General features: G+C 63.0%; 11 protein-coding genes. 4 read left to right on the forward strand and 7 right to left on the reverse strand.

The window, feature by feature from the left end:
- Positions 1 to 125: 125 nt before the first annotated feature.
- From EOA85_RS14190 to EOA85_RS14200, 3 genes are read right to left on the reverse strand one after another with little or no spacing between them, the layout of a single operon-like run.
- On the reverse strand, positions 126 to 1,499 hold the full coding sequence (locus EOA85_RS14190; protein WP_127209855.1) for an MlaD family protein: 1,374 nt from the start codon (positions 1,497 to 1,499) through the stop codon (positions 126 to 128).
- Positions 1,500 to 1,513: 14 nt separating this feature from the next.
- Positions 1,514 to 2,335: an ABC transporter ATP-binding protein gene (locus EOA85_RS14195; RefSeq protein WP_065009514.1), complete on the reverse strand. Its 822-nt coding sequence runs from the start codon at positions 2,333 to 2,335 to the stop codon at positions 1,514 to 1,516.
- A 1-nt stretch (position 2,336) separates the two neighbouring features.
- On the reverse strand, positions 2,337 to 3,524 hold the full coding sequence (locus EOA85_RS14200) for an ABC transporter permease (protein ID WP_127209856.1): 1,188 nt from the start codon (positions 3,522 to 3,524) through the stop codon (positions 2,337 to 2,339).
- Between the two features lie 99 nt (positions 3,525 to 3,623).
- Between EOA85_RS14200 and dgcA the strand changes: the two genes are divergently transcribed.
- Positions 3,624 to 4,607 carry an N-acetyl-D-Glu racemase DgcA gene (gene dgcA / locus EOA85_RS14205; protein ID WP_127209857.1) on the forward strand — a complete coding sequence of 328 codons (984 nt, stop codon included), beginning with the start codon at positions 3,624 to 3,626 and terminating at the stop codon, positions 4,605 to 4,607.
- Here the strand turns inward: dgcA and EOA85_RS14210 are convergent.
- Both EOA85_RS14210 and EOA85_RS14215 read right to left on the reverse strand, forming a co-directional pair.
- Positions 4,578 to 5,795, reverse strand: a complete 1,218-nt coding sequence (locus EOA85_RS14210) for an MFS transporter (RefSeq protein ID WP_127209860.1) — start codon at positions 5,793 to 5,795, stop codon at positions 4,578 to 4,580. The two genes, dgcA and EOA85_RS14210, sit on opposite strands and share 30 nt — an antisense overlap.
- A 129-nt stretch (positions 5,796 to 5,924) precedes the next feature.
- Positions 5,925 to 6,713, reverse strand: a complete 789-nt coding sequence (locus EOA85_RS14215) for a UDP-2,3-diacylglucosamine diphosphatase (RefSeq protein WP_164759652.1) — start codon at positions 6,711 to 6,713, stop codon at positions 5,925 to 5,927.
- Between the two features lie 152 nt (positions 6,714 to 6,865).
- On the opposite strand from EOA85_RS14215, the gene EOA85_RS14220 reads away from it, so the two are divergent.
- The gene (locus tag EOA85_RS14220; protein ID WP_065009509.1) at positions 6,866 to 7,645 is read left to right on the forward strand and encodes an SDR family oxidoreductase; all 780 of its coding nucleotides are present in this window, start codon (positions 6,866 to 6,868) and stop codon (positions 7,643 to 7,645) included.
- A 121-nt stretch (positions 7,646 to 7,766) separates the two neighbouring features.
- On the opposite strand, the gene EOA85_RS14225 is transcribed toward EOA85_RS14220, so the two are convergent.
- Positions 7,767 to 8,735, reverse strand: coding sequence for an MBL fold metallo-hydrolase (locus EOA85_RS14225; RefSeq protein ID WP_065009508.1), 969 nt, complete (start codon positions 8,733 to 8,735; stop codon positions 7,767 to 7,769).
- Between the two features lie 139 nt (positions 8,736 to 8,874).
- Here EOA85_RS14225 and EOA85_RS14230 point away from each other — a divergent pair, with 139 nt between their 5' ends.
- Complete coding sequence (locus EOA85_RS14230) at positions 8,875 to 9,918, forward strand: LysR family transcriptional regulator (protein ID WP_127209859.1); 1,044 nt, start codon at positions 8,875 to 8,877, stop codon at positions 9,916 to 9,918.
- A 95-nt stretch (positions 9,919 to 10,013) separates the two neighbouring features.
- Here the strand turns inward: EOA85_RS14230 and EOA85_RS14235 are convergent, their stop codons facing one another.
- The gene (locus tag EOA85_RS14235; RefSeq protein WP_127209861.1) at positions 10,014 to 11,087 is read right to left on the reverse strand and encodes an alpha/beta fold hydrolase; all 1,074 of its coding nucleotides are present in this window, start codon (positions 11,085 to 11,087) and stop codon (positions 10,014 to 10,016) included.
- Positions 11,088 to 11,234: 147 nt separating this feature from the next.
- Between EOA85_RS14235 and EOA85_RS14240 the strand changes: the two genes are divergently transcribed.
- The gene (locus tag EOA85_RS14240; protein ID WP_245485755.1) at positions 11,235 to 11,858 is read left to right on the forward strand and encodes a LysR substrate-binding domain-containing protein; all 624 of its coding nucleotides are present in this window, start codon (positions 11,235 to 11,237) and stop codon (positions 11,856 to 11,858) included.
- Positions 11,859 to 11,941: the final 83 nt, after the last annotated feature.

Below are 11,941 nucleotides of genomic sequence, written 5' to 3' on the forward strand. Positions count from 1 at the left end.
ATTTGACCCCGCCCAATTTAAGCACGACCGACTTCACACGCGATCCCCGTTGTCCCCGAATCGTATGAGCAACCCGCATCCGTAGCGCACTTGCCCGCTGTTCTTGGGGCGGGCGAAGGCCGAAGTCAACGCCGCACCCTGCCGTCGAATTGCCGAACCTCGCCTTCGCCGCCTGACAGGATACGCTGCGGATTTCGGCTGAGATCCGTCACCGCCTCTTCGATGCGGCTGATCGAACGGCGGCTGTCCTGGACCAGCGCTTCGACGTTCTGCAGGCCCTGACCGGAGAATCGGGCCAGATTGTCGGTGATGGTGCCGAGGCGGGCGTTCAGGGTGTCGGCGACCTGCTTGAACGATCTCAGCGTATTCCTGGCATCGGCTATCATGCCGTCGGCCTGACCTGAGCCGAGCAATGTATCGACCTTGGCGAGGATGCCGTCGACGCGCACCGAAGCGTCGTTGAGACGCTCCGCGAGCTGCTGCGCGTCCTTGATGGTCTGGTCGATATCGTCGGCCCGGTTGGCGAATTTGCTAGTCACCTTGGCGATGTCGGCGGCAGCCTCGTTGGCGTTTTCGCTGGCCTTCTGGATGTTGGCCAGCGCGGTGCGAACCTGTGCCGGGTCGATGCCGTCGAGAACGCCGTCGACTTTGGCCAGCGTGCCTTGCGTCCTTTGAGCGAAATCGTTGATCGACCCTACCGCCGTGTCGACATTCCTGACGACCCTGTCGAACTGCTTGCTGGTTTCCTTCAGGTTCGTGGTCACCGTGTCGACGTTGGCGACGATGCTCTTGATCTGGTCCTTGTCGACGGCGTTGAGCAGTCCTTCCGCCGCCTTCAGCGTGCCGTCGAGCTTGCCCGAGACACCCCTCAACTCGTCCGAAAGCGAACTGACGCTGGCGAGGAATTTGTCGATGCCCTCGGAGTTCTTGGCCAGCGCGTCGGAGAAGGTCTGCACATTGTTGACGGTCTGCGTCAGCGGCCCGCGAACGTCCCTGGTGAAGCCTTCGAGCTGGGTGAGAACCGTATCGGCTCGGGTGAAGATGTTCTGCGCCGTCTGCAAGAGATTGGTGACCGCCGACGGATTGGCGACGATCTCGGCGACACGGCCTTCCTTTTCCGCCAGATCGAGGAGGTTGGGCTCCTTGGGATCGGCGCCCTTGAGTTCGATATTGGCCTGACCGGTGAGGCCGGCGAGGCCGATGTCGGCCTGCGTCGATTTGGTGATCGGCGTCATGCGGTCTATTTCGGCGTCGGCTATGGCGGCGGTCGGATTGTCGACGTCGATATAGACGCGCCTGACATCCCCAACCCTGACGCCGTTGAACAGCACGAAGCTGCCGCGGCCGAGGCCGGAAGCCGATCCCGGAATGCGCACCCGCAGCATCGCCGTCTCACCTCTGTCGCCGATCGCGGCCGTCCAATAGACGAACGCGAACGCTGCCAGGATCGCGGCTAGCGTGAAAATGCCGACAATGACGTAGTTGGCTCTGGTTTCCATTTATCCACTTATGGCTACGCGCGGGCCGCAAGATCAAGTTGCCGCGCACGTTTTCCGCGAAAATAGGATTTCACCCAGGGTTCCTCGCTTCTGAGCATGTCGTCGATCGTGCCTTCGACCAGCACTTTCTTCTTGCCGAGCACGGCCACCCGATCACAAGCTGTGAACAGCGTGTCGAGATCGTGCGTGACCATGTACACGGTCAGATCCATGGTATCGCGCAGCTTGACGACCAGTTCGTCGAACTCAGCCGCACTGATCGGATCGAGGCCGGAGGTCGGCTCGTCCAGGAACACGATGTCGGGGTCGAGCGCCAGTGCGCGCGCCAGCGCCGCGCGCTTGATCATGCCGCCGGAAAGCTCGGACGGAAATTTCTGCGCCGCATCCGGCGGCAACCCGACCAGTTCGACCTTGAGCATCGCCAGCTCGTCCATCAGCTTTCTGGGCAGGTCGAGATATTCGCGCATCGGCACCTGCACGTTTTCGAGAACCGTGAGCGCCGAAAACAGCGCGCCGTGCTGGAAGAGGACGCCAAGGCGCATGTCGATGCGAAGACGCTCCCTCTCGCTCGCCTTTTCGACATCGACGCCGAACAGCTTGATCGTTCCCGACTGCTTGTGGACCAGGCCGAGGATGGTGCGCAGGAGAACCGACTTGCCGGCACCGGAGGCGCCGACAAAGCCGAGGATCTCGCCGCGCCTGATATCGAGCGACAATCTGTCGAGAATGACCTTGTCGCCGAAGGACACGGTGATGTCGTGCGCGGAAAGCACGATCTCGTCTTCGTCGGCCCCTTCCGCAACCCCAGTCGCCTTTGTGCTGCCCTGCGTCGCCATGTCAGAACTCGATCGCCGCGTAGAACATGGCGAAAAGCCCATCGAGGATGATGACCACGAAGATCGACTTCACCACCGAAGCGGTGACGTGTTGTCCCAGCGATTCGGCGCTGCCGCCAACCTTCATGCCTTCGACCGAGGCAATCGTGCCGATGATCATGGCCATGAACGGCGCCTTGATCAGCCCGGCAAAGATGGTGCTGAGATCGATGGCGACACGCAGCCGGTCGATGAACGCCGCCGGTGCGATGTCGGAGTAGAGCCATGCGGCTAGGATGCCGCCGCCGAGTGCGGCGAAATTGGCGATGATCGTCAGGCAAGGCAGTGCGATCACCAGCGCGACCAGCCGCGGAAACACCAGCACGCCGATTGGATTGAGCCCGATGACCTTCAGCGCGTCGACCTCCTCGCGCATTTTCATCGAGCCGATTTCAGCCGTAATGGCGCTGCCCGAACGGCCGGCGATCATGATCGCGGTCATCAGCACGCCGAGTTCGCGCAGGATCAGCACGCCGACCAGATCGACGACGAAGATATCGGCGCCGAAATAGCTGAGCTGGTAGGCGCCTTGCTGGGCGACGATCGCGCCAACGATGGCCGACATCAGCACGACCACCGGGATGGCGCCGACGCCCATGCGATCGATCTGGTTGAAGATCGCCGCCGGATTGACCGCATGGCCGCGGCCGAGCTTCATCTGCGAGCCGCGTATCGTGGCGCCCAATATGTTCATCGCGGCCAGGAAATCGTCGCGCATTTCATAGACACGCCGGCCAACCGCCTCTAGCGCACGAATGATGATGTTGGGCGGCTTTGTGCCGCCGGAATCGGGTTCGCGCCGGACCGCGTCGCCAACGGCGCCGAGCAGGATCGAGGCAATCTCGCTTTCCCCTTGCAGCTTGATCTCGACGCCTTTCTTTTCGAAGGCGCTGACCAGGCGGTCGATCAGCCAGGCTCCGGCGGTATCCATCTTCTCGATATGCGAAAGGTCGAGCGCCAGCGTCTGGAAACCGCTGCGCTTCTCGATCTTGCGCATCTCGGCGTCGACCAGCGTCACGGTGCGCGTCGTCCAGTTTCCGGAGAAGGCGCAGCCCAGAACGCCACGCTCCTCACCGACCGCGACGCGCGGCTGGTGGTCGGCCTCCTTGGCGGTCGTGCCGCTTGCGTGGCGTTTGCGGATGGTAAACATGGCGTCCTGTTAGCCTGACGGGCCAATCTGTTTAACCTGACGGAACCCACCTGTCGATTTGCCGACAAGCTCGTTGTCGCACAGCCGGAGCAGAAAAATATGGCGCGTGTCATTTCGGTCGAGGCCGAGCGCTTTCCCATCGCCGGGACCTTCACCATTTCGCGCGGTTCGAAAACCGAAGCCGAGGTTATCACAGTGACGATCCACGAGGACGGCCAGAGCGGGCGCGGCGAATGCGTCCCCTACAAGCGCTATGGCGAAACGATGGACGGTGTGCGCGATGCGATCGAGGCGATGCGCGGCGAGATCGCTGGCGGCATCAGCCGGGCCGCGCTGCTCGATGCCATGCGCGCCGGAGCCGCCCGCAATGCCATCGACTGCGCGCTATGGGACCTGGAGGCGAAGATCACAGGCAAGCCGGTCGCATTCAGCATGTGCACGGCTCCGCCGAGCGCGCTTGAGACGGCCTACACGCTGTCGCTCGGTGAGCCCGAAGCGATGGCAGCCCAGGCCCGCGCCAACGCCCAGCGCCCGCTGCTCAAGGTCAAGATCGGCGGTGACAACGATATGGCCCGTATCCGCGCGGTTAGGGAGGCGGCACCGACGAGCCGCATCATCCTTGACGCCAATGAGGGCTGGAGCGACGACAACATCGTTGCAAATCTCGCCTTTGCCGCCGAATACGGCATCGCCCTGATTGAACAGCCGCTGCCGGCGGGCCGTGACGGCATCCTTCGCCAAATCGCGCATCCCGTGCCGATCTGCGCTGATGAAAGCGTGCATGAGGCAGAGGGCCTTGCCTCGCTTGTCGGCCTTTACGATGCCGTCAACATCAAGCTCGACAAGTCGGGCGGCTTGACCGCTGCCCTCATCCTTCGCGATCGCGCCCGCGTACTGGGTTTTGACGTCATGGTTGGCTGCATGGTTGGCACGTCATTGGCCATGGCGCCGGCCGTGCTCTTGGCGCAGGATGCCGATTTCGTCGATCTCGACGGGCCACTGCTGCTGGCCCGCGACCGTGTTCCCGGTCTCGTCTACCGGGGTTCGCTGGTGTCACCGCCCGATACGGCGCTGTGGGGCTGAACGCGCGGCAAGCCCGATCAACGCAAGGCCGATAAGGGCGATCGGGATCATGGCAAAAAAGCCGTCCACGCCGAAGCGGTCATAAAGCGGGCCGGACAAGAGCGTCACCACGGCCGTGAAAAAGCCGTTGGAGAAATAGGCGATGCCTTGCGCGGCCCCGGTGCGCTCCTCCGCGATCGTCTCACCGATCATTTTCTGCAGGCCGATCAGCACCAGCGCTACGGAGACCGCATGCAGCGTCTGGACTGCGAAAAATCCGGCGACGCCAAGGCCGAGCGGCCAGATCATGGGGAAGGCAATCCAGCGCACGATCGCGCCTATCCCGGCCATCGCCATGATCGACACGACCGAGAAGGAGCCGAAAACCCGGGTGAAGACCATGAACATGCCGATCTCGGCCACCACACCCCAACCCCAAAGCAGCCCGACCACCTGATCGCCGATGCCGATCGATTTCCAGTAGATCGACACGAAGCCGTAGAGAAACGCGTGGCTGGCGGTGATGACGCCGACGCCGATGGAGAAATACAGGAAATAGGCGTTGAGGAGTTTTGGCGCCGATTGCTGGATGTCGGCCGCCGAAAGCAGCGAGGCACGGCGCGGACGGCCGAGCCGCGGCGCGATCAATCCGACGACAAGTGCGGCGCCAAACGCCACGAAGATGATCATCGGAACAGCCTGGGCGCCGGTCGCCGACAGGATGAAACCGCCCGCAAGATTTGCGCATAGATAGGAGATCGAGCCCCATTTACGCATGCTTGCGTAGTTGGAGCCGAAGCGGCGCACTCCCGACAGTGCCAGCGAATCGGCAATCGGCGAATGCGGTGTCCAGACCACAGCGAGCGCCAGCGAAACAGCGAGCACCATGGCGTAGCTCGGCGTCAGAAAATAACCGGCGGACAACGCCACAGATGCGGCCATCAGCGCGACATAAACATGGGCGCGGTCGCTCGCCCTGTCGGCCAGTGCTGTAAGCAATGGCGTCGTCCCCACGCGCAGGAACATTGGTGCTGCGAGAATGACCGCTATCTGCTCGGCATCGAAACCCTCTGCCTGCAACCACAGCGGGAAGTACGGCAAATGTATTCCGAGCGGCACGAAAAGCGTGAAGAAAATCAGGCCCATCCGCAGTTCGAAATGACGCGGCTTGACGAGCTGTTCGGGTGAAAGCGGCGGCAGGGAGGACATCAACAGGCAATCCGTCGGCGCAGCGTTCAGCCGAGTCGGTCTGCAGCGCACGCCAATTCCACAACATGCTGAAAAAGCCGGCGGAACCGCTTGCACTAATCGATTAAAGCGAGGTGAGGTCGGGTTTGGTCAGGCAGCCTGGACTGCCCTGCCCTTGATGTCGATCGGCACGAGCACTTCGTTGCCGACCGGAGCCTCCGGCAGGACGTGCGCCCAGTGCAGGATCTCCATCCGGCCGTCGAAATGCTCGACCACCGCGGTGCAGCTCTCCACCCAATCGCCGGTGTTGATGTATTGCACGTCCTCATAATTTTCGATCGCGGCATGGTGGATGTGACCACAGATCACGCCGTCGACATGCGAGCGGCGCGCTTCCTCGGTCAGCATGGTCTGGAACGAGCCGATGAAATTCACCGCCTTTTTGACGTTGACCTTGGCCCAGGACGAAAACGACCAATAAGGCAGACCAAGCAGTTGGCGAAGCCGCATCACCACGCGGTTGACGAGCATGGCCGCGTCGTAGGCGTAGTCACCAAGATAGGCCAGCCAGCGCGCATTGTGGACGACAGTGTCGAACTGGTCGCCATGGATGACAAGAAGATGTTTGCCGTCAGCGGTCTCGTGAATGGCGCGGTCGGCGACGACGATGCCGCCGAAATGCACGCCTTGGAACTGGCGCGCGAACTCGTCGTGATTGCCGGCGATGTAGGTGATGCTGGCGCCCTTGCGCGCCTTACGCAGCAACTTCTGGACGACGTCGTTGTGGCTCTGCGGCCAGTGCCAGCTCCGTCTCAGCCGCCAGCCGTCGACGATGTCGCCGACGAGATAGATGATATCGGCGTCGTGATGGCGCAGGAAATCGATCAGGAACTCGGCCTTCGCCGCCTTCGATCCGAGATGGACGTCGGAGATGAACATGCTGCGGAAAGTGCGGGGCTCTGCGCCAGGCATTGGATTCTCACCGTTGCTCTCGTGCAGCCTATGCCCCGATTCATGCAACAACCGTATGACGGTTGCGATTGGTCCAGCCTCAAGAGTAGGTTGCCGCGCCAAACAGAGGAGAAATCGCCATGGATCTCGGTATTCGCGGAAAAAAGGCCATCGTCTGTGCTTCGAGCAAAGGACTTGGGCGCGGGTGCGCCATGGCGCTGGCCGAGGCCGGTTGCGATCTGGTCGTCAACGGGCGCAATGCCGACCAGCTGGCGAAGACCGCCGCCGAACTGCGGGAAAGATTTGGCGTCGAGGTCACCGAAATCGTCGGCGACGTGTCGAAGCCCGAGGTGCAGAAGGCGCTGCTTGCCGCCTGTCCCGATCCCGATATCCTCGTCAACAACAATGGCGGACCGCCGCTTCGCGATTTCCGCGAACTCGACCGCGAAAAAATCCTCGAAGGCGTCACCCAGAACATGGTGACCCCGGTCGAACTGGTTCAGGCTGTGATCGACGGCATGGCCGAACGCGGCTTCGGCCGCATCGTCAATATCACCTCGCTGTCGGTCTATGTTCCCATTCCCGGCCTCGATCTGTCGTCCGGCGCGCGCGCAGGCCTGACTTCGTTCCTGGCCGGCGTCGCGCGGACGGTGATCGACCGCAATGTGACGATCAACAACATGCTGCCGGGCAAGATCGACACCGATCGGCTGCGCCCCCCGCATGAAGCCGGCACCCCCGAAGATCCGGCTGCTGCCGCCGCACGCAAGACCCAGGCAGCAGCCAACGTTCCGGCCAAGCGGCTCGGCACGCCGGAGGAATTCGGCCAGATCTGCGCCTTCCTGTGCTCAGTTCATGCCGGCTACCTGACCGGGCAGAACATACCGGTCGACGGCGGCGCCTATGTCAGCGCGTTCTAGTACCGAACGCTTGGTACCCGCTGGGAACGCCGGGAGACGATTGTGCTCTGAAGCAGGCCTTGCAGGTGGCCGTCGTCATGGAGCAGCTGGGCTATGATGGCCCCTTCCCGCGCTGGCCGCCCTACAGTGCATAGGGCCATTCTTCCGGCACGAAGCGATAGGCGTCGCCATCGCGCGCCACATGGCCGATGCCGGGGAACGGCAAATGCATGCCGGCGATCAGCATCCGGTCAGCAGCGACCCGGTCGAGCGTCCGCTTGCGCGTTTCGGCAGCCAGCTTGGAATCAACATCGAAGGCGATGCTCCAGTCCGGGCGCGCGAACTGGTAGGTAGCCATATGCACGACATCGCCCCAGATGAACAGCGCCTCGCCGTCCGATTCCACGATGAAGCCGGCATGGCCCGGAGTGTGGCCGGGCAGCGGCACGGTGCGGATCGCGCCGACCGCCTCGCCCTCGCCAGCCACCTGCCGCACGCGGTTCGCATAGGCGGCGGCGGCCTGGCGGGCGCCGATGAAGAACGGCCTTGCCCCATCCGGCGCCCGGTTCATGTTCGCGTCGTCATGCCAGAAGGCGTAATCGGCGGCGGTGACGATGAGCTCGGCATTGGGAAACAGCGCCTGGCCGGCGGGAGTCAGAACGCCGTTGATATGGTCGGGATGCATGTGGGTAATCAGCAACGTGTCGATCTGGTCCGGAGAAACGCCCGCCGCCTCGATAGCGGCCGGAAGTCGGCCGAGTGACGGGCCCATGCTGTCCGACGTACCGGCGTCGACGAGCACCAGACGGTCGCCCAGATTGATGAGATAGGCATTGACCGGTGCGCGGTGCGGTCCGGGCTTCTGGAAGCTGGCCTCAGCCAGCCGCTCCGCATCGGCCTCAGCGAGCCCGATGACCAGCTCGGAACCAATGTCGATATAGCCGTCCAGTAGCGCCGTAACCTGGACCGATCCCACGTTGCGGCGCAGCGCGCCAAGCGTTGCGGCGTCGACCAGGGGCGCGCGGGCCAAGGCCGGAACGGAGACATTGGCTAGGAGAGTGCCGCCGGTTAGGCCGGCACCGGCGAGAAAATGACGGCGGGAAAGCGGCATTGCATCGTCTCCAGTTTGGGGATCCAGAGCTCCAGGCGGAGCAAGGCGGATCTACGTCATAGGCTCAGCTTTTTGAACTTGCCGATTCATTATATCTCTTATTACTCTTGTTTATTAATCACGACGGAGAGTTGCCATCATGGACCGCTTGACCGAGCTGACCAGCTTCGTACGCGCCTGCGATACCGCCAGCTTCTCGGCGGCAGCGCGCGAGTTGGGCTTGAGCCAGCCCGCCGTCAGCCAGCAGATCCGCGCACTGGAAAAGCGTCTAGGCGTCCGGCTCTTTGACCGTACGACCCGCCATGTTTCGCCAACGGAAGCCGGCCGGCGTTATCTGGAGCGCGCCCGCGACATCATTGAGCGCATCGAGGAGGCGGACCGCAGCGTCGGCTGCCTCGAATCGAAGATGTGCGGACGTCTTGCCGTCGGCGCGCCGGCCAGCTTCGGCGCCGGCGTGCTTGGCAGCTATCTGATCGAGTTCAAGCGCGCCTATCCGGAACTGTTGCTCGACGTGGCGCTGACCGACAGTTTCGTCGATGTGATCGCAGAGGGGCTCGACGTGGCGATCCGTATGGGGACCATCGATGACAACCGGCTGATCGTGCGCAAGCTCGGCGTGATCGGGCGCTGCCTCGCGGCCACGCCAGAGTATCTCGACCGCCGGGGCCGGCCGCGGCGCCCGGAAGATCTCGCCGACCATGATTATCTGCTTTACGCCCACATCAGGAAGCGCGATGTCGTGCCGCTCACCGGCCCGGGCGGCGAAAAGGCCGAGGTGCGAATCCGACCGGCCATGCGCTCTGACAATTCGCTGCTCAATCATCAGGCATTGCTGTCCGGCGTCGGCATCGGCCTCGGGCACAGGGTGATACTCGATCCGCTCATCGCCGAAGGCTCGCTCGAACATGTGCTGCCGGACTGGCACTATGCGCCGCACCATGTGCATGCTGTCTATCCATCGAACCGCTTCATTCCGTTGAAGGTCAGGCGGTTCGTTGCCGGCTTCGCCGACCACCTCGCCGCGATGGGTGCGCTCATCGATGACAAAAGCATGAACATCCAAGGAAACGGCGCCGGCCCAGCGAAGTCTGACGTTTTTACGCGCAGGGAAATGGCGGAGACGGGAGAGTCGAGATGTGGCGCGGCGGAGATAGGCGTAGCCCCGCAACCGCGCGGTGAGTAGCTATCGGGTGGAAGGTAGCCGCAAAGCCTGGAAACGGTCGACCTGACACCTTTGCGCCTGCTGCTCCCGCAGGACACATGAACTACCCTTCATGGTCATTCCTCCCGCCGATCGAGAAACCGCTTCACAGCGTCGAGGAACACACCGCGCCCTGCGGCCTCGCGATCGAGATGCACGAAGTGCGTGGCGTCCGGGATGTCTAGGCGTTCCGCTTTTGGTGATTCGTCCACGATTGTCTTCGCGTCCTCCGGCCGGCTCCAGAAATCCCGTCCGGAGCGGATGACGAGCACTGGCATGGTGAGTGCCGCCGCCGCCCATTGCCGGCGACCGAAGGCGAGTTCGAAGCTGTCGGCCATGGCGCCGCTTGGGGACCGGAAACTCGGCGGCTGGCGCGTCGGCGCCGTCTCGTCGGAGGCGAGTGCTGCATCACCATAGGCCGCAGCGACCGCGGGATCGCGCCACTGGGCCTTGTCCGCGACCGGGATGCTGTCGTCCCAGGCAGTGAATAGGCTCTGACGTGTATTCATCCGATAACCGCCGAACGTATGGACATTGAACGTCCCGGGCCGGTCGGGATTTTCGAGCGGCGAGCCGGTGCCAAGAGTGGAGTGCTGGTCTGAGCCTCCATGCAGGGTGTTGTAGAGGATGAGCCGGTCAACCCTCTGCGGAAAGCGGCTGGCGTAGGCGCCGGCCCAATGTCCGCCGGTGGCCCAGCCGACGAGGCTGACCCTCGAAACGTCGCTCCATTTCGCGATAGCGTCGACCGCTGCGGAAATATCCGCCACGACGTCTTCGGTACGCATCAGGGGAGCGGACTTATCCGGCGGCCTGTTCATGGCCGCAGGGCGGCTCGATGCGCCGTAGCCGCGAACATCCAGGACATAGACAAGGTGCCCGTCCGCCGCGAGGTCGGCGGCAAGCGACCCACCCGCAACAGGCAGATCGAAGGACGCAACGCCGGGCACGCGTGCGCCATGGACGAGGAGGACGGCGGAGTTGGCTTCGGACGCTGCGCCAGGACGGCGCACCTCCCGGACGAAGAGGCGCTCGCCCGTCCGAAGTTCGACGAACCTGTCGGCCCGGACGAGATCCGGCTCTCCTGCCGGTGCTGGAGCGGCGATCATAGCAGCTGCGGTGAGCACGAGGGGAAAGGCGGTAAAATGGGACATCATGACGTCTCCGGTCGCAATTGCGTTCCGCAAAGACTGCCAGCTATTCGATATCTTTTCGATGACGCGTCTGAGGGTTTTTGATATCGTCAAGATATGGAACTTCGGCACTTGCGACATTTCCTCGCTGTTGCGGAGGATTTGCATATGGGTCGTGCCGCACTGCGGCTGGCCATGGCGCAGCCTCCGCTTAGTCAATCGATCGGGCGCCTGGAAAAGGAGCTCGGCGTCAAGCTATTCGAGCGGGCCAACCGCCGCCTGACCTTGACGCGCGCCGGCTCGGCCTTCGTCGAAGAGGCTCGAGCATCCATACGGCACGCCGATTCGGCGCTTCATGTCGCCCGCGCAGCGCATAACGGCGAAGCTGGCGAGATCAGGATCGGCTTCGTGTCGGCGGCCCTTTACGAGCATCTGCCGCACCTCCTGTCACGGCTTCGCGAGAAATATCCGGACATCCATCCAAAGCTCATCGAGGTGTCCACCAATGAGCAGATTGCGGCGCTGTCGCGCAGTGAGATCGACATCGGTTTCGTGCATCCACCGCTCGGGACCGACGAACGTCTCGACGTCCATGACTATCCTGCTGAAGATCTTGTTGCCGTTCTGCCTGACGACCGGCAGACGCACGGGGTGACGCTGGCGGACATCGCCCGCCACGGGCTCATCATGTTTCCGGCTGCACAAGGCCCGGCGCTCCATGCCCGCATCGTAGACACATTCACCAAGACTGGCATGACGTTCGGATCGTCCAGGAGGCGACGCGGGCACTGACCATGCTATCGCTCGTGTCCACAGGCTTGGGCGCGGCCCTGCTGCCACGATCGACTCAGCGCCTTGTATTTCAGGGCGTCCGG

The organism is Mesorhizobium sp. M5C.F.Ca.IN.020.29.1.1 (assembly GCF_003997375.1).
Classification (GTDB): domain Bacteria; phylum Pseudomonadota; class Alphaproteobacteria; order Rhizobiales; family Rhizobiaceae; genus Mesorhizobium; species Mesorhizobium wenxiniae.

Coding starts and splice junctions, on each gene's coding strand:
- EOA85_RS14225 (WP_065009508.1), bottom strand. CDS start 8,735: ATGCCGCTTTCCCGCCGTCATTTTCTCGCCGGTGCCGGCCTAACCGGC.
- EOA85_RS14220 (WP_065009509.1), top strand. CDS start 6,866: ATGGATCTCGGTATTCGCGGAAAAAAGGCCATCGTCTGTGCTTCGAGC.
- EOA85_RS14235 (WP_127209861.1), bottom strand. CDS start 11,087: ATGTCCCATTTTACCGCCTTTCCCCTCGTGCTCACCGCAGCTGCTATG.
- dgcA (WP_127209857.1), top strand. CDS start 3,624: ATGGCGCGTGTCATTTCGGTCGAGGCCGAGCGCTTTCCCATCGCCGGG.
- EOA85_RS14240 (WP_245485755.1), top strand. CDS start 11,235: ATGGGTCGTGCCGCACTGCGGCTGGCCATGGCGCAGCCTCCGCTTAGT.
- EOA85_RS14215 (WP_164759652.1), bottom strand. CDS start 6,713: ATGTTCATCTCCGACGTCCATCTCGGATCGAAGGCGGCGAAGGCCGAG.
- EOA85_RS14230 (WP_127209859.1), top strand. CDS start 8,875: ATGGACCGCTTGACCGAGCTGACCAGCTTCGTACGCGCCTGCGATACC.
- EOA85_RS14190 (WP_127209855.1), bottom strand. CDS start 1,499: ATGGAAACCAGAGCCAACTACGTCATTGTCGGCATTTTCACGCTAGCC.
- EOA85_RS14210 (WP_127209860.1), bottom strand. CDS start 5,795: ATGTCCTCCCTGCCGCCGCTTTCACCCGAACAGCTCGTCAAGCCGCGT.
- EOA85_RS14200 (WP_127209856.1), bottom strand. CDS start 3,524: ATGTTTACCATCCGCAAACGCCACGCAAGCGGCACGACCGCCAAGGAG.
- EOA85_RS14195 (WP_065009514.1), bottom strand. CDS start 2,335: ATGGCGACGCAGGGCAGCACAAAGGCGACTGGGGTTGCGGAAGGGGCC.